Annotated in this window: 19 protein-coding genes and 1 pseudogene; 9 read left to right on the top strand and 11 right to left on the bottom strand. The window is 75.8% G+C overall.

The annotated features are described in order from the left end of the window. Positions 1-136 precede the first annotated feature (136 nt). From ppk2 to AC5K6T_RS12865, 3 genes are all read left to right on the top strand, one after another. Positions 137-961, top strand: coding sequence for a polyphosphate kinase 2 (gene ppk2 / locus AC5K6T_RS12875; RefSeq protein WP_493208577.1), 825 nt, complete (start codon positions 137-139; stop codon positions 959-961). 88 nt (positions 962-1,049) lie between these two features. Beyond that, positions 1,050-1,547 carry a MarR family winged helix-turn-helix transcriptional regulator gene (locus tag AC5K6T_RS12870; protein WP_493208575.1) on the top strand — a complete coding sequence of 166 codons (498 nt, stop codon included), beginning with the start codon at positions 1,050-1,052 and terminating at the stop codon, positions 1,545-1,547. Further along, positions 1,544-2,011 carry a MarR family transcriptional regulator gene (locus AC5K6T_RS12865; RefSeq protein ID WP_493208573.1) on the top strand — a complete coding sequence of 156 codons (468 nt, stop codon included), beginning with the start codon at positions 1,544-1,546 and terminating at the stop codon, positions 2,009-2,011. Before AC5K6T_RS12870 ends, AC5K6T_RS12865 begins: the two co-directional genes overlap by 4 nt. Positions 2,012-2,302: 291 nt before the next feature. Here the strand turns inward: AC5K6T_RS12865 and AC5K6T_RS12860 are convergent, their stop codons facing one another. After that, positions 2,303-3,736: a dihydrolipoyl dehydrogenase family protein gene (locus AC5K6T_RS12860; RefSeq protein ID WP_493208571.1), complete on the bottom strand. Its 1,434-nt coding sequence runs from the start codon at positions 3,734-3,736 to the stop codon at positions 2,303-2,305. Positions 3,737-3,878: 142 nt separating this feature from the next. On the opposite strand from AC5K6T_RS12860, the gene trxA reads away from it, so the two are divergent. Further along, positions 3,879-4,259, top strand: a complete 381-nt coding sequence (trxA, locus tag AC5K6T_RS12855; protein ID WP_493208569.1) for a thioredoxin — start codon at positions 3,879-3,881, stop codon at positions 4,257-4,259. A gap of 52 nt (positions 4,260-4,311) precedes the next feature. On the opposite strand, the gene AC5K6T_RS12850 is transcribed toward trxA, so the two are convergent. Both AC5K6T_RS12850 and AC5K6T_RS12845 read right to left on the bottom strand, forming a co-directional pair. Then, positions 4,312-5,346 carry a LacI family DNA-binding transcriptional regulator gene (locus tag AC5K6T_RS12850; RefSeq protein ID WP_493208568.1) on the bottom strand — a complete coding sequence of 345 codons (1,035 nt, stop codon included), beginning with the start codon at positions 5,344-5,346 and terminating at the stop codon, positions 4,312-4,314. A 143-nt stretch (positions 5,347-5,489) separates the two neighbouring features. Beyond that, the gene (locus AC5K6T_RS12845; RefSeq protein ID WP_493208566.1) at positions 5,490-6,155 is read right to left on the bottom strand and encodes a TetR/AcrR family transcriptional regulator; all 666 of its coding nucleotides are present in this window, start codon (positions 6,153-6,155) and stop codon (positions 5,490-5,492) included. Positions 6,156-6,361: 206 nt separating this feature from the next. On the opposite strand from AC5K6T_RS12845, the gene AC5K6T_RS12840 reads away from it, so the two are divergent. After that, positions 6,362-6,925 (top strand): NAD(P)H-dependent oxidoreductase, encoded by a 564-nt coding sequence (locus tag AC5K6T_RS12840; RefSeq protein ID WP_493208564.1) that lies wholly within the window; start codon positions 6,362-6,364, stop codon positions 6,923-6,925. 187 nt (positions 6,926-7,112) lie between these two features. On the opposite strand, the gene AC5K6T_RS12835 is transcribed toward AC5K6T_RS12840, so the two are convergent. The 5 genes from AC5K6T_RS12835 to AC5K6T_RS12815 form a co-directional block, all read right to left on the bottom strand. After that, positions 7,113-8,285, bottom strand: a complete 1,173-nt coding sequence (locus AC5K6T_RS12835; protein WP_493208562.1) for a magnesium and cobalt transport protein CorA — start codon at positions 8,283-8,285, stop codon at positions 7,113-7,115. A 209-nt stretch (positions 8,286-8,494) separates the two neighbouring features. Further along, on the bottom strand, positions 8,495-9,925 hold the full coding sequence (gene pdxR, locus AC5K6T_RS12830) for a MocR-like pyridoxine biosynthesis transcription factor PdxR (RefSeq protein WP_493209333.1): 1,431 nt from the start codon (positions 9,923-9,925) through the stop codon (positions 8,495-8,497). Positions 9,926-10,323: 398 nt separating this feature from the next. Continuing rightward, a complete protein-coding gene (locus tag AC5K6T_RS12825; RefSeq protein ID WP_493208560.1) occupies positions 10,324-11,028 on the bottom strand; it encodes a B3/B4 domain-containing protein in 705 nt (234 codons plus the stop codon). Positions 11,029-11,030: 2 nt separating this feature from the next. After that, positions 11,031-11,633 (bottom strand): LysE family translocator, encoded by a 603-nt coding sequence (locus AC5K6T_RS12820; RefSeq protein ID WP_493208558.1) that lies wholly within the window; start codon positions 11,631-11,633, stop codon positions 11,031-11,033. A gap of 203 nt (positions 11,634-11,836) precedes the next feature. Then, entirely contained in the window at positions 11,837-13,540 is a 1,704-nt protein-coding gene (locus AC5K6T_RS12815) for a hypothetical protein (RefSeq protein ID WP_493208556.1), read from the bottom strand. A gap of 113 nt (positions 13,541-13,653) precedes the next feature. Between AC5K6T_RS12815 and AC5K6T_RS12810 the strand changes: the two genes are divergently transcribed. Further along, a complete protein-coding gene (locus AC5K6T_RS12810) occupies positions 13,654-15,216 on the top strand; it encodes a molybdopterin-dependent oxidoreductase (protein ID WP_493208555.1) in 1,563 nt (520 codons plus the stop codon). Then, complete coding sequence (locus tag AC5K6T_RS12805; protein WP_493208553.1) at positions 15,216-15,674, top strand: hypothetical protein; 459 nt, start codon at positions 15,216-15,218, stop codon at positions 15,672-15,674. The genes AC5K6T_RS12810 and AC5K6T_RS12805 overlap by 1 nt, the downstream gene beginning before the upstream one ends. A gap of 203 nt (positions 15,675-15,877) precedes the next feature. Here the strand turns inward: AC5K6T_RS12805 and AC5K6T_RS12800 are convergent. The 3 genes and pseudogenes from AC5K6T_RS12800 to AC5K6T_RS12790 all read right to left on the bottom strand — a co-directional run. Continuing rightward, positions 15,878-16,294, bottom strand: a pseudogene (locus AC5K6T_RS12800) (class I SAM-dependent methyltransferase); the annotation flags it as partial. Next, positions 16,291-16,899, bottom strand: coding sequence for a TIGR04282 family arsenosugar biosynthesis glycosyltransferase (locus tag AC5K6T_RS12795; RefSeq protein ID WP_493209332.1), 609 nt, complete (start codon positions 16,897-16,899; stop codon positions 16,291-16,293). The pseudogene AC5K6T_RS12800 and the gene AC5K6T_RS12795, both read right to left, overlap by 4 nt. Positions 16,900-17,296: 397 nt before the next feature. Further along, positions 17,297-18,094: a glycosyltransferase family 2 protein gene (locus AC5K6T_RS12790; RefSeq protein ID WP_493208551.1), complete on the bottom strand. Its 798-nt coding sequence runs from the start codon at positions 18,092-18,094 to the stop codon at positions 17,297-17,299. Positions 18,095-18,205: 111 nt separating this feature from the next. On the opposite strand from AC5K6T_RS12790, the gene AC5K6T_RS12785 reads away from it, so the two are divergent. Together AC5K6T_RS12785 and AC5K6T_RS12780 are read left to right on the top strand one after the other, a co-directional pair. Beyond that, positions 18,206-18,952, top strand: coding sequence for a response regulator transcription factor (locus tag AC5K6T_RS12785; RefSeq protein WP_493208549.1), 747 nt, complete (start codon positions 18,206-18,208; stop codon positions 18,950-18,952). A 2-nt stretch (positions 18,953-18,954) separates the two neighbouring features. Continuing rightward, positions 18,955-20,064 (top strand): sensor histidine kinase, encoded by a 1,110-nt coding sequence (locus tag AC5K6T_RS12780; RefSeq protein ID WP_493208547.1) that lies wholly within the window; start codon positions 18,955-18,957, stop codon positions 20,062-20,064. The last annotated feature ends 241 nt before the right edge of the window (positions 20,065-20,305 follow it).

The raw sequence follows: 20,305 nt of genomic DNA, 5'->3' as shown, positions 1-20,305 counted from the left end.
CGGGCCGCCCGCCGTGCGCACCCCGTCAGCCGCGGCCGGGGTGCCGACGGCGTCCGGCCCGGCACCGCCGCACGGCATCCCGGTTGCGCGTGACGTACCGTGGCGTCCTGGTGTCCGACCGGCTGTGGAGCGGCGCATGGGCGACAAGGGCGGCAAGAAGGCGGCGAGCAGGGCGGCGAAACTCCCCCGCTCGGCGTACGAGAACGAACTTCTGCGCCTGCAAGGCGAGTTGGTGAAGCTCCAGGAGTGGGTGAAGTCCGAGGGCGCCCGGCTGGTGGTGGTCTTCGAGGGGCGTGACGCGGCAGGCAAGGGCGGCACGATCAAGCGCGTCACGGAGCATCTCAACCCGCGGGTGGCCCGGATCGCGGCCCTGCCCACGCCGACCGAGCGGGAGCGGACGCAGTGGTACTTCCAGCGCTACGTCGAACACCTCCCGGCCGCAGGCGAGATCGTGCTCTTCGACCGGTCCTGGTACAACCGCGCCGGGGTCGAGCACGTGATGGGCTTCTGCACCAAGGAGGAGCACCAGCGCTTCCTGCGGCAGTGCCCGATCTTCGAGCGGATGCTGGTGGAGGACGGGATCCTGCTCCGCAAGTACTGGTTCTCCGTCAGCGACGCCGAGCAGCAGGACCGCTTCCGCCGGCGCCTTGAGGATCCGCTGCGGCGCTGGAAGCTGTCGCCGATGGACCTCGAGTCCCTCACCCGCTGGGAGGCGTACTCCCGCGCCAAGGACGAGATGATGGTGCACACCGACGTCACCGAGGCGCCCTGGTACGTGGTGGAGAGCGACGACAAGCGCCGGGCGCGCCTGAACATGATCGCCCATCTGCTGTCCTCGGTGCCGTACGCCGACATCCTGCCGCCGGTCCTCGAACTGCCGGAGCGTCCGCCGTCCACCGGCTACGAGCGCACCCCTCGCGACCTGCAGACCTACGTCCCGGACCACGCGGCGACCCTCTGAGGCCCCGCCCGGGACCGCCGCCGGCCCCGGCGGCCCGCCCGCCGAGAAATAGTAGCCATGTACATAGTAGCCATGTACTGTTTCTTTCATGAGCAACGGCGAACAGGGCCCGACGCCCGGATTCCTGGTGTGGCGGCTGTCCATGAAGTGGCGGACGGCCGTGGACCGCGCGGTGGCCCCGCTCGGGCTCACCCACGCCCAGTACTCCCTGGTGGCCTCGCTGCACGGCATGCACCGCTCCGGCGAGCACCCCAGCCAGCGCCGGCTCGCCGACCACACCGGACTCGAACCGCTGTACGTGTCCAAGCTGGCGCGCGCCCTGGAGAGCGCCGGACTGGTCCGGCGGGAGCGCGACCCGGTCGATCCGCGCGCGGTACGCCTCTCCCTCACGGAGCGGGGTGAGGAGACGGCCCTGCGCGCCATCGAGGTCGTGCACGCGCTGCTGGAGCAGTTGCTCGCCCCGCTGGGCGGACTCGACGGCGAGCGTTCCCGGGCCCTGGTCCGGGACCTCACCGCCCTGCTCGGCACGCCGCTGGACCCGGCGGCCGGCACCCCACCTCAGGAGAGAAGGCAGGAGACACGATGACCACCAGCGCAGCCCCCGTCCTCGACCCCCGTGTCATCGGACTCGCCCACTACGCCGGGCGCGCCGTCCTGGAGCACCTGCTCACCCCGCTCGGGCTCACCTTCCGGCAGCTGGTGACCCTGCGGCTGGCCGTGGTGGCCGAGGGCCCCGTCCGGCGGGAGGTGCTGGCCGCGCGGGCGGCCTCGGCACTGAAGGTCCCTGCGGCGGACGTCCTGGTCACCGTCGGCGACCTGGCCGGGCGCGGGCTGCTCGGCACCGAGGGCCGCACCGTGCGGGCGACCGGTGCCGGGCGCGAGCTGTACGCCACCGCGACGGCGCGGACCGCACCCGTGTCCGCCCGGATCTACGCCGGGATACCGGCCGAGGACCTCGCCGTCGCCGGCCGCGTCCTGACCCGCATCACCGAGCGCGCCGACGCCGAACTCGCCGCACTGCAGGCCGCGGAGCCGCTCCCGCGGCCCTGACCACGGCCGGACCGGCGCTGACCGCGGCCGGACCGGCCAGGGCCTGCGGCGGTCCTTTCGGCGCCGCGCGTCCGCCGCCGTACGCGTCGGCGCATCCGCCGTCCGGACGACCGCACCGGGACGGCCGGTTCCCGGCCGCCCCGCCCGCTGCGCAGGACGCCCCACCGTCATCGCCGTCATCGCCGTCATCGCCCTGCCATCGGGGCCCGCGGGCCGCGCGCGGGCCGTGCCGCCCCGGGGCGGGGTGTCCCCGGTCGCGGGGCGGGGAACGTGCGGCCGCGCGGGGCCCGTTCAGCTGTCCCGGTACGTCTCCAGCAGCCGCAGCCACACCTCGCCGAGGGTCGGGTACGAGGGCACCGCGTGCCAGAGGCGCTCCACCGGGACCCGCCCGGCGACCGCGACGGTCGCCGAGTGGATCAGCTCGCCGACGCCGGGGCCGACGAAGGTCACACCGCGCAGGAAGCCTTCGTCGAGGTCGACGACCATGCGGGCGCGGCCCCGGTAGCCCTCGGCGTACAGGCCGGCGCCCGCCACCGAGGTGAACTCGACGTCCACCCCCCGCACCCGGTGACCGGCCTGCTCCGCCTCGGCCAGGGACAGGCCCACGGCGGCGGCCTCCGGGTCGGTGAAGACCACCTGGGGCACCGCGGCCCGGTCGGCGGTGGCGCTGTGGGCGCCCCACGCGTCGGTCTCCAGGACCGGCACGCCCGACGCGCGGGCGGCGATGGCCGCGCCCGCGATCCGGGCCTGGTACTTGCCCTGGTGGGTGAGCAGGGCGCGGTGGTTGACGTCACCGACGGCGTACAGCCAGTCGGTGCCCTCCACCCGGAGGCTGTCGTCGACGGCGAGCCAGCCGCCGGGTTCCAGGCCCACGGTGTCCAGGCCGATGTCGTCGGTGCGCGGGGCGCGTCCGGTGGCGAAGAGGACCTCGTCGGCCGCCAGGCGCTCCCCCGTGCCGGTGGCGACGGTCACGGTTCCGTCGAGGCGGGTCACCGACTCCACCGAGGTGCCGGTGCGGATGTCGACGCCCGCCTCCGCCAGCGCGTCCGCCACCAGCTCCCCGGCGAACGGCTCCATCCGGTTCAGCAGGCCCGTGCCCCGCACCAGCAGGGTGACCCGCGAGCCCAGGGCCTGCCAGGCGGTGGCCATCTCCACCGCCACGACACCGCCGCCCACGACGACCAGCCGGCCCGGCGCCTTCCGCGCGGAGGTCGCCTCCCGGCTGGTCCAGGGGCGGACCTCGGCGAGGCCCGGCAGGTCAGGCAGCCGGGCGCGGGTGCCGGTGCACACCGCGACGGCGTGCCGGGCGGTGAGGGTGCGGCGGGTGCCGTCGGGGCCGGTGACCTCCACCGTGCGCGGCCCGGCGAGCCGGCCGTGGCCGCGGTGGAGGTCGGCGCCGATGCCCTCGATCCACTCGACCTGGCCGTCGTCCTTCCAGTGGGCGACGCGGTCGTCGCGGCGGGCGAGGACCGCGGGAGTGTCCAGGGAGCCCTGCACGGCCCGGCTCAGTCCGGGGAGGCGGCGGGCGTCGGCGCGGGCGATGACCGGGCGCAGCAGGGCCTTGCTCGGCATGCAGGCCCAGTAGGAGCACTCGCCGCCGACCAGCTCGCCCTCCACGACCGCGGTGGACAGGCCGGCCGCGCGGGTGCGGTCGGCGACGTTCTCCCCCACGGGCCCGGCTCCGAGCACCACCACGTCGTACGCATGGGATTCCGATTCCGTCATGGGGGTCAGTCTTCCGGGTGGTGTGCTCCCCGGCCACACGGGTACGCGCGCCGTGCACGACGGTGCGCGTACGGAATACCGCCCGGCCTCCAGGCGTTGGTGCGGACGGCTCACCCCGACAGCAGGAAGAGGGATTCACGCCATGAGCAGCACTGTGGAACTCACCAAGGAGAACTTCGACCGGACGGTGACGGAGAACGAGTTCGTCCTCATCGACTTCTGGGCGTCCTGGTGCGGCCCGTGCCGGATGTTCGCGCCGGTCTACGAGAAGGCCGCGCAGGACAACCCCGACCTGGTGTTCGGCAAGGTCGACACCGAGGCGCAGCCGGAGTTGGCCGCGGCCTTCGGCATCCAGTCGATCCCGACGCTGATGATCGTCCGCGACCAGGTCGCCGTGTTCGCGCAGCCGGGTGCGCTGCCGGAGTCCGCGCTGACGGACGTCATCGGGCAGGCCCGGAAGCTGGACATGGACGAGGTGCGCAAGGCGGTGGCCGCCCAGCAGGCCCAGGCCGCGGGCGAGTGACCGCGGGCGAGTGACGGCGGGCGGGTGACCGCGGGCGGGTGACGGCGGGCCGTCAGCTGGACTCGCGGTGCACGACGGTGGCGCCCAGGACCCGGTGCGTCTCGGGCGTCGCGGAAGGGTCGCGGACGGCGCGGTCGACGAGTTCGGCGAGGTCGCGGCCGGAGGGAAGTTCGATGTGGACGGTGCTCAGGCGCGGGCGGAGCAGCCGTCCGAGCACCAGGTCGTCCGCGCCGATCACGGCGGTGTCCTCGGGGATGGACACGCCCTCGTCCTGCAGGGCGCGCATCAGCAGCATGGCGTACTCGTCGTTGTAGGCGAAGACCGCGTCGAGGCCGAGTCCGGGCCAGCGGGCGGCGAGCCGGGCGGCGCCCTCCTCCTCGTAGGCGAGGGGCAGTTCGCGGAGGGTGGCGGTGGTGCCGCGCAGGGCGCGGCGGACACCGGCGAGGCGGGGTGCGGAGAACACGTCGAGGCCGGGCTCGGCGGGGACGACGACGCCGAGGGCGCGGCGGCCACGGTCGAGGAGATGGGCGGCGGCGGCCCGGCCGACCCCCTCGTGGTCCATCAGTAAGGCGTGCGCGCCGTCGACCGATTCGGGTCCGATGGTGACGACGGCGCGGGCTCCGGAGCGTTTGAGCAGGGCGACGCCCTGCGGGCCGAGACCGGTGCCCGGCACCAGGACGGCGACCGGCCGCAGCTCGGCCCAGGCACGGGCGGCCTCGTCGTCGGTGAGGCCGCGGGTCCCGTAACTCACGACCGTGTAGTCCAGGCGGCCGAGGGCGCCCTGGACGTCGTCGAGGAACCGGCTGTAGAGCGGACCGGCGGGGACGGTCGGCGCGGGCATCAGGACGGTGCGGCTGTGGCCGGCGCGCAGGCTGCGGGCGGCGGCGTGCGGCACGTAGCCGAGTTCCTCGGCGGCGGCGTGCACCCGGCGGCGGGTGGGCTCGCTGATCCGGACGGCGCTGGTGTTGTTCAGGACGTAGGAGACGGTCGCGCGGGAGACGCCGGCCAGGCGGGCCACGTCGGCGCTCGTGGGCACGGCGGGCTGTGCGGGCGACGAGGGCGTGGGCTGCTTGGGAATCTGCACCATGACTGAGGCATCTTGGCAGAGCCGGGCGGCGGGGTTCCGGGCGGGACCGGGTCCTTGACGCTTCTACGAACGTGCCGCGCGTAGACGGCGGTTGCGGCGCGGACCGGGGCCGGCGAGGGCCCGGCCCGCTGCCGGGAGGGGGCTCAGCCGGGCGGCCGGGGCGCCGTGACCCGGGCGACCAGGTCGGACCAGCCGGCCTCCAGCCGCTCCACGGGCATGCCCCGCTGCCGGATCAGGTGGTGGACGAGGACCGGGTTGAGGTAGCCCAGCAGCGTGTGGGCCAGCAGCTCGCAGTCGGCGTCGGGGGGCAGCTGCCCGCGCAGCAGGACGAGCAGATGCGCGTGGAGGGCGCGGACCGGCGGCGCGGCGAAGCGGCGTTCGGTGCCCGGCTCGGCGGCCAGCATCAGGTCCAGCTGGTCCACGGTGCGGCGCAGGACGGCGTGGCCGAAGGCGCGCAGCCGCTCCGCGGGAGGCGCGCCGGGGCCGAGTGGGGGCGGTCCGCCGATGAAGGCGGCCTGGAACTGTCGCTCGGAGTGGTCGAGCAGGGCCATCAGCAGGCCGGTGCGGTCGCCGAAGCGCCGGAACACCGTGCCCTTGCCGACCTGGGCGGCCGCCGCCACGGCCTCCATGGTGACGCCGGCCGCGCCGTGCTCGGCGATGAGCCGGGCGGCCGCGTCGAGCAGCCTGGCCCGGTTGCGGGCGGCGTCGGCGCGCAGGCAGGGCTCACCCTCGGGCATCCCGAGCTGGATCAACTCAGGCCCCGTCGGCGGCTGTTGCTGCGGCGGGAGGAGGGGCGGATCGGCGGACATGGGAACAGCCTAAACCATCGGGAATGAAACTGGACCTCGGTCCGGTTACCTGGTACACAGAAGTGGACCGCAGTCCGGATGTCTCGCCAGACAACTGGACCGTGGTCCGGTTCAGGTGATACAACTTTCAACAGACGTCGCCCGGACCGATCGGTTCCGGTCCGGCGCCGCCCCAGCCGCTCAGCTTTCTGCCATCAGGAGAAGTCATGTCTGTCCGTATCCTCGCGCTCGTCGGCAGCCTCCGCGCCGGTTCGCACAACCGCCAGCTCGCCGAGGCGGCGGTGAAGCACGCTCCCGAGGGCGCGCAGGTCGACCTGTTCGAGGGCCTCGCCGCGGTGCCCTTCTACAACGAGGACGTCGATGTGGAGGGCTCCGTCCCGGCCGCCGCCGCGGCCCTGCGTGAGGCCGCCGGCTCCGCGGACGCGCTGCTGCTGTTCTCCCCCGAGTACAACGGCACCATCCCGGCCGTGCTGAAGAACGCCATCGACTGGCTGTCCCGCCCCTACGGCGCGGGTGCCCTGGCCGGGAAGCCCGTCGCCGTGGTCGGCACCGCCTTCGGCCAGTACGGCGGCGTGTGGGCGCAGGACGAGGCCCGCAAGGCCGTGGGCATCGCCGGCGCCAAGGTGCTGGACGACGTCAAGCTGTCCATCCCCGGCTCCGTGACCCGCTTCGCCGAGACCCACCCGTCCGACGACGCCGAGGTCGTCGAGCAGCTCACCGAGGTGCTGGCCCGCGTGCACGGCCACGCCGGCCCGGCGGCCGCGGCCTGACCCGAGCGGCACCGCGGCCCCGGGCGGGGGCCGTGTCCCGGACACCTTCCGGGGCACGGCCCCCGCCCTCGTCGACGGCCGTTACGCGGCGCTCCGCCGCCCGGCCGGTGCAGTACGCCGACAGCCCGCGCCGCGCGGCCCCGCCCGGACGCCCGCGCGGCGCGGGGGTCCCGCTCCCGCGGCGGGCTCACAGCCAGTCGCGGCGCTTGAAGACGAGGTAGAGGCTGACGCAGACCAGAGCCATCAGGGCGATCGCGAACGGGTAGCCGAAGATCCAGTGCAGTTCGGGCATGTGGTCGAAGTTCATGCCGTAGACCGTGCCGATCAGGGTCGGCGCGAACAGGATGGCCGCCCAGGAGGAGATCTTCTTCACCTCGGTGTTCTGCGCGTGCCCGGCCTCCGCGAGCAGCTTCATCTCCTCGTTCTGCGCCTGGGAGACCAGCGTGGCGTTCACCGTCAGGATGTTCTCCAGCATCTGCCGGAAGCCGTCGACCCGCTCCGCGGCGGTGGTGGCGTGGTCGGCGACGTCGCGCAGGTAGCGCTGGAGCTCCTCGTCCGTGCCGTACTTCTGGAACCCGGCCTCCAGGTCCCGCATGATGCCCAGCAGCGGGCGGGCGGCCCGCTGGAACTCGATGACCTCGCGGGACAGCTCGTAGATGCGGCGGGACACCTTCGGGTCGCCGCCGAACACCTCGGTCTCGATCTCGTCGATGTCGTTCTGCAGCCCGCCGATGACCGGGGCGTAGCCGTCGACCACGGCGTCCAGCACCGCGTAGAGCACCGCCTCGGGGCCGAGCGCCAGCAGCTCGGGGTCCTTCTCCAGGCGGCCCCGCACCGCGCCGAGGTCGGGGGCCTGGGAGTGGCGGACGGTGAGCACGAAGTCGGGGCCGATGAAGAGGTGTATCTCGCCGAAGTCGACCTCCTCGGCCTCGTCGAGGTAGCGGGCCGCCCGCAGTACCACGAACAGGGTGTCGCCGTAGCGCTCCAGCTTGGGCCGCTGATGGGCGACGATGGCGTCCTCGACGGCCAGCTCGTGCAGGTCGAACTGCTCGGCGGCGGCCAGCAGCTGGCTCGCGGCGGGCCGGTACAGGCCGATCCAGGCCATGGTGCCGGGCTCGCCGGGCAGCTCGCGGTAGATCTCCGCCAGTGAGGAGGGGGCCGGGACGCGGTGCCCGTTGCGGTAGAGGGCGGCGTCGACGACGCTGTGCTCCACCGACACCGCGGCCGGTTCCTGCTCCTCGTCGGCGCGCGGGTCCATCGTGTGCTCGGGCGCCTCGTGCTCGGGCCCCACCGTCGCGCGCGCGGGCCGGGTGAAGGGCCGCTTGCCCGCTCGTACCGCGCGTCCGCGCCAGTCGGCCATGGCTGCTACCTCCGGTGGGCCAGGAGCCGTGCCGGCCGCACGGCGAAGCCGGCGCGGCACCAGGGCGTGCAGGGGCGGGCGGGGTGCGCCGTGTCCCGTGGTTCAGGCTAGCCCCGGCGCGACGATCCCGCGGCCCGGCGCACGCCGCCCCGCCCCGCCGCGCCCTGCCCTGGCAGGGTCGGGCAGGGCAGGGTCGGGCAGGGTGTGGCTCAGCCGGAGAGGGCGCGCAGGGTGCGGCCCAGGGTGGCCACGCCCTCGGCGACGGCCCCGGGCGCCGTGGCCGAGTAGCCGAGGACCAGCCCCGGCCGGCCGGGGAGCTGCCGGTGCCAGGACAGGGGCTGGCACTTCACGCCCCGGGTGAGCGCGGCGGCGGCCAGTTCGGTGTCGGGCACGTCCTGCGGGTAGGTGACGGTCAGGTGCAGGCCGGCCGCCGCACCGTGCACGACCGCGTCCGGCAGATGTTCGGCCAGGGCGGTGATCATCGCGTCCCGGCGCCGCCGGTGGCGGCCGCGCAGCATCCGCAGATGGCGCTCCAGGTCGCCGGACTCCATCAGCCGGGCCAGCACCAGCTGGGGCAGCACCGGGTTGCCGAGGTCGGAGAACCGCTTGGCGTCGACCAGCGCGGCCAGGTGCCGGGGCGGCGGAACCATCCAGCCGATCCGCAGGGCGGGCGCGAGCAGCTTGGACACACTGCCCAGATAGCAGACGTGGTCGGCCAGGAGGGCGCGCAGCGCGGGCACCGGCGGCCGGTCGTAGCGGTGCTCGGCGTCGTAGTCGTCCTCCAGGATCAGCCCGCCCCGCCGGGCCCAGTCCCGCAGGGCGCGCCGTCGTTCGCCGCTGGTGACCACGCCCATGGGGAACTGGTGGGCGGGCGTCAGCAGGACCGCGCGGGCTCCGGTGGCGCGCAGCGCGTCGACGCGGATGCCGTCCCCGTCGACCTGGACCGGCGGTGTGGCGAGACGGCCGCGGCCCAGGTGCCGGCGGGAGCCGAGCGAACCGGGGTCCTCCACGGCCACGGCGTCCACGCCGTCCGCGCCGAGGACCGGGTGCAGCAGGGTGAGGGCCTGCGCGGTGCCCGCCACGACGATCAGCTCCTCGGGCGTCACCCGGATGCCCCGGCTGCGGGCGAGCCAGCCGGCCACGGCCCGTCGCAGCGCCGGCGCGCCCCGCGGGTCCCCGTAGCCGAGGGTGTCGGCGCGGAGCCCGGCGAGTACGGCCCGCTCGGCGCGCAGCCAGGCCGCCCGCGGGAAGACGGCGAGGTCGGGGCGGCCGGGGGTGAGGTCGATCCGGGCGGGTGCGGCCCTCAGCGTCTCGAAGACGTCCGGCGCGGGCTCCCCGGCGAACGGATGCGCGGCCGCCGGGGCCGGGGGCGGGGCCGGCTCCGCCCCCGCGGGCGGCAGCGGGCCCGGCGCCGCGACCACCACGGTGCCGCCGCGGCGGCGGCCCTCGACCTGCCCGTCCTCGGCGAGCCGCCGGTACGCCTCGGTGACGACGCCGCGGGACAGGTGCAGCTCGGCGGCGAGCACCCGGGTGGACGGCAGCCTGCTGCCCACCGTCAGCCGCCCGTCGGCGACCGCCTGGCGCAGCCGTCCGGCCAGCCAGTCCGCCTTGCCCGTGGCGGGCACGGCGGCCGCGTCCAGCTGGAGGAAGTCGGACCCGGGCCCGGCGGCGTGCTCCGGTGCGCCACCGCCCTCCCGGCGCCCGGCGGTGGTGCCGGCGGGGTGCCGGTCCCGGTCTCCGCCGTGCCGCTTCCCGGCCCGGCCCCGCTCCTCGTCCCGGCCCCACTCCTCATCCCGGCCCCGGTCAGGGTCCCGGTCCTGGGCGTGGCCGTGGCCCCGGTCCCCGTTCCGGTCCCTGTCCCGGTCATGGTCCCGGTCCCGGGCGGGGTCCCGGTCCCGGGCGGGGTCCTGGTCCTGGTCCGTGCTCACGCCGCCGATGGTGCCAGGCCGGCCCGGCGGGTACGGCGCGCGGCCCGGGGCACGGCGGGCGGGCGCGGTCCGGCGCGCGGCCCCGGGACCGGTCGCCGCTCCGGCGCCGTTCACCGGTCCGGGCAGGTGAACTCCGGCCCGTCGGCGCTGAGTACCGCCGTCACGGGGTCGGTCGGCCAGTGTGCGGCGAGGTCGGCGACGAGGGTCTTCAGCACAGCGGTGACGGTGTCCGCCGCGCCGTCGTGGTGGGCCTCGGCCACCACGAGGATCCGCCGGGTCTGCGGGCCCACCGCGGAGTGGCCGCTCTGCCGGTGGGTCCAGCGGCGGGCGTGGGCGCGGCCGGCGGAGTCGGCGAAGGTGACCTCACCGGGTGCGGGGTGCTCGGTGCCGCCGCCGAACGGCGTGTAGTCCTCGTCGCCTCGTGCCCGGCGCACCTCGAGCAGCGGACCGGTGATGCGGTCGGCGTCGAGCGCGGCCACCGGGACCGCGTGGGCGACGGACACCGCGTTGCACAGGTCCACGACGGGGTGGATGCGCGGCAGGGCGCCCTCCTTGCGGAGCCGGCGCAGCAGGGACTCCGCGGCACAGCGGTACTGCGTGGGTTTCAGCCCGGTGCGGGAGAACACCCGCCGCCAGGCGAGGACTTCGGGGAACTCGCCCTCGGCCGTCCGGGCCAGCCGGGCCGCGGCCCGCTCCCGGTAGGCGGCGACGGCGGGGCCGGTGTCGGCGGCGGCGTCGACACCGTCGGCGTACAGGACGCCCGCCGAGAGGTCCGGGAACCGCGCCCACAGCTCGGGCGCGTGACGAAAGCGCACGGTCAGGCCACCGCCAGCCGGGCGCCCAGGGCGACGAGGCAGAGGGCGAACACCCGTCGGGCGCCGGTCAGCAGGGCGGGCCGGGCGAGGACGCGGTCGCGGACGGCGGCGGCGCACAGGCCGTAGCCGGTGAAGACGGCGAAGGTGGTGGCCATGAACACGGCGCCCAGGCGCAGCATCGCCGCGGTGGCGTCCGGGCCGGCCGGCGCGAACTGCGGCAGCAGCGCCACGAAGAACAGGGTGAGTTTGGGATTGAGGACGTTGACGAGCACGCCGGAGACGATGATGCGGGCGGTGGAGCGGGCGGCCGGCTCCTCGGTCACGGCCAGGGCCTCCCGGTCGCGGAGGGTCGCCCAGGCGAGGAAGAGCAGGTAGCCGACGCCGAGGTATTTCACCGTCTGGTAGGCGACCGCGCTGGTGTGCAGCAGCGCCGCGAGTCCGGTGACGGTCGCCGCCAGGTGGGGCAGGATGCCCAGCGTGCAGGCGAGGGCGGCGACGACGCTCGCCCGGCGGCCGCGGGACAGTCCGGCCGCGAGCGTGTACACCACGCCGGAGCCGGGGGTGACCACCACGACGAGGGTGGTCAGCAGGAACGCGAGACTCAAGGGGTCCTCCGCTCGGTTTTCGGTTCCCTCCCACTGTGCCGAGGTGTTGGTACGACGCACAGGGCCAAAGCGTGCGCGGTCGAGAGGTCCATAACTCCCGGACTCCCGGACTCCCGGACTCCCGGCCGGGACGGGCCGGTGTGCCGGGGCCGTGGGGGACGGGGTGCGCCCGGAAGGCGTCGGCCCGGACGCACCCCGCGGGGTCACCAGCCGGTGCTCAGCAGGTGGTTCAGGAGCAGGGCGAGGACGGCCTGGGCGGCGAGCCAGGCCCGGGGACGGGTCAGGAGCGCGCAGGAGGGCAGCAGCCACAGGGCGAAGGGCAGCCAGATGCGTTCGGTCTCGGCCTTGCTCATGCCGGAGAGGTCGGCGGTGAGCAGGGCGAGCAGCGCGGCGCCCACCAGCAGGCCCAGGACGTAGGGCGAGGACCCCTGCGGTCCGGCCGGGGCCGGCAGCCACGCCCATCGTCCGGCCGGCGCCGCCGCCTGGACGCGCGCGGGGCCGGGGCCGGCCCCCGCGCCGGGGCCGCCCGTCCCGGAACCGCCCGTCCCGGATCCGGCCGCGTCGGGTCCGCCCGTCCCGGAACCGCCCGTCCGGGGTCCGCTCGCGTGCGGTCCGCCCGTCCCGGAACCGGCCGTCCCGGAACCCCCCGCGTCGGCCGCCGCCGGGCCCGCCCCGCGTCCGGCCGGCGCCACGGCCGCCAGCCGCTCAGGCCGGACCGTGCCCGCGGGGCCGCCGCCGTCGCCGCCGGGCCCGCGCAGCAGAGTCCCGCCCGTGCGCCGCAGCCCCGCCACCGTGGCCAGGCCGGTGACGAGCACGGTGCAGGCGAGGTTGGCCCACACCCAGTAGCCGTAGGGCCGGACGCCGCCCGCGCCCTGGTAGTAGCGCGTGACGAGGAGGTGGTAGGCCTCCCACCAGTCGAACCCGGCGACGGTGAACGCCGTGGGGACGACGGCCAGTCCGGCGAGGAACAGGGCGCCGAGGGCGAGGGGCCGTTCGCGCAGGCGCCGGCGGCCGAGCAGCAGGACGGCCGCGCCGATGACGGCGAACAGCGTCAGGCCGTAGGAGAGGTAGCAGGTGAGGCCGAAGAGCAGGCCGGAGGCCGCGGCCCAGCCGGCCCGGCGGCCGGTCACCGCGAGCGTGAGCGTGGCGACGGCCCACGCGGCGACGGCGGCGAAGTAGGCGTCGGCCGAGGTGCCCATCCACACGGCGGCCGGGGCGAGGACCAGGAACGGTGCCGCCCGGCGGGCGAGTTCCTCCCCGGCCAGGGCCCGCACGGTGACCAGGACGGCGAGGCAGGCGGTGGCGCCGACGAGGATGCACCACATGCCCGCCCAGCCGCCGCCGCGCAGCCCGATCCGGTCGAGCAGCACGAAGGTGAGGGTGGACGCGGGCGGGTGGCCGGCGACATGGGCGGGCCAGTTGTCGGGGGAGTCGAGCAGGATGTGCGCGGTGAAGTCCCGCAGGGCGGCGGGGATGTCGGGGAAGTCGCCGACGACCTGGAGGTACTCGTGGCGGGTGGTCAGCCGGCGGGCGATGCCGCGGTGCCAGCCGTCGACGAGGGCGAGGGACACCGTCCAGGCGGTGCCGGTGGCCCAGGCCGCGGCGAGCAGGTGCCGCCAGCGCAGCCGGGCGGCGACCGCCGGGCCGTAGGCCACGACGGCGGCCGCGACGGCGAGGGCGGCGGGCGTGCCGGGGCCGACGTGCGGCTCCCAGTGCGCCAGCAGCGGGGGCCAGCTGACGCGCAGGGTGTGGTAGGTGTCCTGGATGTGACGGCCCACGAGCACGGCGGCGGTCACGAGCAGCGCGGCGGCGAGGACGGCGTACAGGTCGAAGCGGAGATCGCGGAGATCGCGGAGATCGCGGAGATCGCGGAGATCGCGGAGATCACGGCGGGGGGAGCGGGTCACACGGGAACGCTAGGCCGTGAGGGCGACCCGGGGCCGCTGTCCGGGCCGGATGTCAGCATTTCGTCACGAGTCGCGCACCCGCTCGGCGGCCCCGGCGGGCCTACGGTCGTGCCATGAGCGACGATCCACGGCTGCCGACCTCGCCCGCCTTCTGGCGGAGTCCGCTGCGCGGTCTGCGGTTCACCTCGGTCCTCGGCCTGGTGCTGCTGGCCGGTGTCACGGTGCTGTTCGTGACCGGGCTGGTGTCCTACGCCGCCTACAACCCCGATCTGGCCCGGGTGAACGACCAGACGCCGGACAAGGGCATCCTCGGCTTCTACCTGTTCAGCTGGCCCACCAGCCCGTACTGGCTGTACCGGCTGAACCAGGGCGTGCACGTCACGCTGGGCCTCACCCTGATCCCGGTGCTCCTGGCGAAGCTGTGGTCGGTGGTGCCGAAGCTGTTCGCGCTGCCGCCCGCCCGGTCCGTGGCGCACGCCCTGGAGCGGGTGTCGCTGCTGCTGCTGGTGGGGGGCGTGCTGTTCGAGTTCGTCACCGGTGTGCTCAACATCCAGCTCGACTACCTCTTCCCCGGCTCGTTCTACCGGCTGCACTTCTACGGGGCGTGGGTGTTCTTCTCGGCGTTCGTCGTGCACACCGTGCTCAAGCTCCCCACCGCCCTGCGCAATGTGCGGCGGATGCGGGAGGAGCGTGCGCAGGACCGGCACGCGAGGGGCGGGCCCGCCCCGGCCGACGGTCCCGACGAGCCGGCCGGCGGTCCCGACGCCCCGGCCGGCGGTCACGCCCCGGCCGACGGGAGAGCGGCGGCCGGCGGCAGCGCCCCCGGCGGCGCGCGGGGCGGGACGGGCTCCGCGGGCGGGAACGGCCCCGCGGGCGCGGGCGTCCCGGCCGGCCGGAGCAGCCCGACGGGCGGAGCGGGCGGAGCGGGCGCGCACGGCCCGGCGGACCGTGGAGGTCCGGCAGACGGGGACGGCCCGGCGCACGGGGGAGGTCCGGCGGACGGGGACGGCCCGACGCACGGGGACGACCTCGTGTCCCCGGCGCCCGCGGAGCCGACCGTGTCACGGCGTGGCGCCCTGTGGTTCGTCGGGGGCGGCTCGCTGCTGCTGTTCGCCACCACGGTGGGCCAGAACTTCGACGGCGCGCTGCGGCGGACCGCGCTGCTCGCGCCGCACGGCTGGGCTGAGCCCGGCAGCGGACCGGACGGCTTCCAGGTCAACAAGACCGCCGCCTACCGGGGCATCACCGCCGCAGAGACCGACGACGAGGTGTGGCGGCTGACGGTGACCGGCCGCACCGGCACGGTCCGGCTGAGCCGGGCGGACCTGCTGGCCATGGACCTGCACAGCGCCGCGCTGCCGATCGCCTGCGTGGAGGGCTGGTCGACGTCCGACCAGTGGTGGCGCGGGGTGCGGCTGCGGGACCTCGCGGCGCTCGTCGGCGACGGGGGCGACCCGCCGGACGTGATGGTCGAGTCGCTCCAGCGGCGCGGGGCGTTCCGGGCGGCCGCCCTGCGGGCCAACCAGGTCGCCGACGGGCGCTCGCTGCTCGCCCTGTACGTCAACGGCGAACCGCTCTCCCCCGACCACGGCTTCCCCGCGCGGACGATCGTGCCCGCCGCGCCCGGTGTGATGAACACCAAATGGGTGGCCCGACTGACGTTCGGAGACCTGTGATGCGCTCCCGTGTCCCGGTCGGCAGCCCGCTGGAACTTCTGCTGCTGGCCTCCTCGTTCGCCCTGGCCGCCTATGCCGGACTGCGCCTGTTCGACGACGACTGGCTCGGCGTGGCGCTGTGGTTCGTGGGCGCCGCGCTGCTGCACGACCTGGTGCTGGTGCCGCTGTACAGCGCCTGCGACCGGGCCCTCGTGCGAGGGCTCGGCGCGGTGGACCGGCGGCAGTGGGTGATGTACGTGCGGGTGCCGGCGGCGCTGTCAGGGCTGCTGCTGCTCGTGTGGTTCCCGCTGATCGGGGGGATGGTGGACGACCGCTACCGGTCGGTGACGGCGCTCTCCCCGGACGGGTTCCTGGGCCGCTGGCTGCTGATCACGGCCGTCCTGTTCGGTGGTTCGGCGCTGCTGCTGGCCCTGCGCCTGCGCAGCGCCACGAAGCGGCGTCCGCCGGCCGTCCACTGATCGGCGATCCGCCAGCCGGCTCCCCGGGCGTGCGAGAGCAGGGCCGGGGTGCCCAGGCGGGCCCAGGGGAACGCGAGGCCGGCCGCGGCCCGCGCGGCGGCGAGGTCGGCTATGTCGACGACCTGCACCTCGGAGCACTCGTCGACGTCGGCCGGGTCGGTCTCGGCGATGAGCAGGCCGCCGGGGCGCAGCAGCCGGGCCGCCCGCTCCAGCAGGGTCCGCGGGTCGCCGCCGATGCCGATGTTGCCGTCCATCAGCAGCAGGGTGCCCCAGCGGCCCTCGCCGGGCAGCGGGTCGAACACCGACCGGCGCAGGGCCGGCGCGCCGAGGCGCGCCGTCTGGTCGACGGCGGCCTGGCTGACGTCGATGCCGAGGACGGTCCGGCCGCGTGCGGCGAGCTCCGCCACCAGCCGTCCGGGGCCGCAGCCGATGTCGAGAACGGTGCCCTCGCAGCGGTCGAGGGCCTTGCGGTCGACGGCGTCGGCCCGCGCGCACCAGCGTTCGATCTCCAGCGGCAGCAGCCAGCCGTCGGTACGGCGCAGGAACAGCGGGCCGCGGCCGGCGCGGAGTGCGGCGGCGTAGGGGTCGGCGGCCGCCCAGGCGGGGGCGGTGGTGCTCACCGTCCGGCCGCCGAGGCGCACTGGGCGAGCCGGGCGGCGAACCGGCTGTGCGGGGCGAGGGCGGCGACCGCGTGGGCGTCCGCGGCGGTGTCGACGTCGCGCAGCCGGGGCAGGTCGCGCACCCGCAGCCCGGCGGCCACGAGGCGCTCGCGCTGCCGGGCCCCGGTGTCCGGGCGGGACATGGGCACGCCGCGCAGCAGCCTCGGGTCGGGCTCGGCGAGGCCCAGCGCCCAGAAGCCGCCGTCCTCGGCGGGGCCGAAGCAGGCGTCGTGACCGTCGAGGCCGTCGCGGAGCAGGTCGGGCGTGACCTGGGGGGTGTCCATGCCGATCAGCAGGGCCGGACCGGTGCAGCGCGCGAAGGCGTCGGCGAGCCGCTCGTCGAGCGTGCCGGCGCGCTGGGGTACGACGTCGATACCGGGCGGCAGCCAGGGGCCGGGAGTGCCGTCCAGCACCAGCACACGCCGGGCGGCGGGGGCGGCCGCCACGGCGTGCAGGGTGTCGGCCAGGGCGGCTTCGGCGAGCCGGGCGGCCTGTTCGGGGGTGAAGGGAGGGGTGAGGCGGGTCTTGACCCGGCCGGGGCGGGGCTCCTTGGCGATGACGAGCAGCGTCGTCCGCGCGGTCCGCGCGGCCGGCGTGCCCGCAGTGGTCGGCGTGGTCGGCGTGGTCGGCGTGGTCAACGTCTCGCCCTCCTGTCGGCCGCGGCCCCGGACGGCGGCACGGACACCGGAACCGGCGGCGCGGGTGTCACCGGCGCCGTCGGCTCGGCCGTCGGCGTCACCGGCGGCGTCGACCCGGCCGACCCCGCCTGCCCCGTCGATGTGACCGGACCGGTCCGTCCGACAGGTCTGCTCGGCCTGCTCGGCCTGGTCGGCCTGCTCGGTCTGGTTCGTGCGCTCGATGTGCTCGGCCTGCTCGGTCTGCTCGGTCTGCTCGGTCTGCTCGGTCTGCTCGGTCTGGTTCGTGCGCTCGATGTGCTCGGTGTGATCGCTCTGGTCCGTGTGGTCACCGGGCCGCCCTCCTGTCGTACCGCGCGGCCGGCGCCTCCTGGACGGCCCGGACGGGGCCGGCGGCACGGACGGCCGCCGTGTCCGCATCCGCCGGCTCTTCCGGCGAGTGCTCCCGCGCCGCGGCGGGCGGCTCGTTGAGCACCCGGCTCATGTCCCGCACGGCGTGCCAGGTGCCGCGCCAGGTGCCGGTCACCTTGGAGGTGCCGGTCCGCGGCAGGTACGGCACGTCGTGCTCGGTGACCCGCCAGCCGGCGTCGGCGGCGCGGACGACCATCTGGAGGGGGTAGCCGCTGCGCCGGTCGGTGAGCCCGAGGTCGAGCAGCGGTTCGCGACGGGCGGCGCGCAGCGGCCCGAGGTCGTGCAGCCGCAGACCGGTGCGGCGGCGCAGCAGCCGGGCAAGGGCGAGATTCCCGGCGCGGGCGTGCACGGGCCAGGTGCCGCGCCGCTGCGGGCGGCGGCGGCCGAGGACCAGGTCGGCCCGTCCGGCGCGGATCTCCTCGACGAAGGGCCTGAGGCGGCCCGGATCGAGCGAGGCGTCGCAGTCGCAGAAGCACACGATCTCGGCGGTGGCCGCGGTCAGCCCGGCGTGGCAGGCGGCGCCGAAGCCGCGGCGGGATTCACTCACGACGGTCGCGCCGAGCGTTCGGGCGATGTCCGCGGAGCCGTCGGTGGAGCCGTTGTCGACGACCAGGGCGCGCCAGCCGGGCGGAATCCGTTCGAGGACCCAGGGCAGGGCCTCGGCCTCGTCCAGGCAGGGCAGCACCACGTCGACGTCCGTTGAATGGGTCGTCACCCCTCCACCCTACGGACCCGATCGGGACATACCGGACTTCCGGTCCTTACGAAACGCGGACGTCGCGACCGCGGCCGGCCCGGGGCGCGGGGGAAGTGCGAGGCTGGGAGCATGCAACAGCCGTTTGAGCCCCTCGGGGCGCGTGCCGGGGGCCCCGGGCAGGCCCGGGTCCTCGTGGTCGACGACGATCCGACCGTCGCCGAGGTCGTCGCCGGGTATCTGGACCGCGCCGGTTACCTCGTGGACCGCGCGGACGACGGGCCCAGGGCTCTGGAGCGGGCCGCGGCGCACCGCCCGGACCTGGTGGTGCTGGATCTGATGCTGCCGGGCATGGACGGCCTGGAGGTGTGCCGGCGGCTGCGCGGCGGCGGCCCGGTGCCGGTCATCATGCTCACCGCGCGGGGCGACGAGGACGACCGGATCCTGGGCCTGGAGGTCGGCGCGGACGACTACGTGACGAAGCCGTTCAGCCCGCGCGAACTGGTGCTGCGCGTGGAGTCGGTGCTGCGCCGCAGCCGGCCGGCGCCGGCCGGCCACCAGGTGGCCGCGGCGGGGCTCACCGTCGACCCGGACGCCCGCCGGGCCACCAAGGACGGCGCGGAACTCGCGCTCACTCTGCGCGAGTTCGACCTGCTGCTGTTCTTTCTGCGCCACCCCGGGCGGGCGTTCAGCCGCGAGGACCTGATGCGGGAGGTGTGGGGCTGGGAGTTCGGCGACCTGTCGACCGTGACCGTCCACATCCGCCGGCTGCGCGGCAAGGTCGAGGACGATCCGGCCCGGCCGCGCCTGATCCAGACGGTGTGGGGGGTCGGCTACCGCTTCGAGGCCGACGCGGCCTCCGGCTGCGAGGTGCGCTGACCGTGTCCGACGTCGTTCTCATCTCCCTGTACGCGTTCGCCGGAGCCGCCGCCACCGGCCTGGCCGGCGCGGGTGTGCTGTACCTGATCCGGCGGCGCTCGCTGACGGCGTCCATCGCCGTGGTCGCCGCGGTCGGCGTGGTCGCGATGCTGTCCGGAACGCTGGCGGTGGCCTGGGCGATGTTCCTGTCGCCGCACGACCTGACCGTGGTGACCACGGTCGTCGCCATGGCGGCCGTGGTGTCGCTGGCCACCGCACTGCTGCTGGGCCGCTGGGTCGTCGCCCGCAGCCGCGAACTCGCGGTCGCCGCACGCTCGTTCGGGGACGGCGGCGCCTTCGCCGCGCCCGACGGCCCGACCACCGCGGAACTGGACGTGCTCAGCCGTGAGCTGGCCGCCACCAGCGCGCGGCTGGCCGAGTCCCGGGAACGGGAGCGGGCGCTGGAGGCGTCCCGGCGGGAACTGGTCGCCTGGATCTCGCACGACCTGCGCACCCCGCTGGCGGGTCTGCGCGCCATGTCGGAGGCGCTGGAGGACGGGGTCGCCGCCGACCCCGACCGCTACCTGCGGCAGATGCGCACCGAGGTGGAGCGGCTCAACGACATGGTCGGCGACCTCTTCGAGCTGTCCCGCATCCACGCGGGCGCACTCGCGCTCGCCCCCACCCGGATATCGCTGTACGACCTGGTCGGGGACGCGCTCGCGGGCGCCGACCCGCTCGCCCGGGAGCACGGCGTACGCCTCGTGGGCAACTCCATCGAGCCGGTGCCCGTCGAGGTCGACGGCAAGGAGATGAGCCGGGTGCTGGGGAACCTGCTGGTGAACGCGATCCGCCGGACCCCTGCGGACGGCACGGTCGCCGTGGCCGCCGAACGCTCCGCCGACGGCGTGGTGCTGTCCGTGTCCGACGGCTGCGGCGGCATCCCGGAGGAGGATCTGTCCAGGGTGTTCGACACCGGGTGGCGGGGCACCGACGCGCGGACGCCCCCGGCGGGCGCGGGGCTGGGCCTGGCGATCGTCCGGGGCATCGTCGAGGCGCACCGGGGCCGGGCCACGGTCCGCAACATCCCCGGCGGCTGCCGCTTCGAGGTGGTCCTGCCGACGGCGTCGTAGCCCCGGCGGCCCGGCGAACCGGCGAACCGGCGGCCCCGCGCCCCGGCGGCCCACGTGGCTGCGTACAGGCCACCGCCCCGGCCGCTCGGCTGGAATGCCGCGGTACGACGCCGGCCCGACCGGGGCGCCGCCGTGGCCGGTCGCGCGGTTCCCGGTGCCCCTTCGAGGTGCGGGGCCCGCGGTGGACCTACCCGGCCCGCCCGGCCCGCCCGGCCCGCCCGGCCACCCGCCGGACCACGTG

The organism is Streptomyces sp. B8-7 (assembly GCF_058833805.1).
The sequence above is the reverse complement of the archived record's forward strand: the minus strand, read 5'-3'. Positions and strand labels throughout refer to the sequence as shown.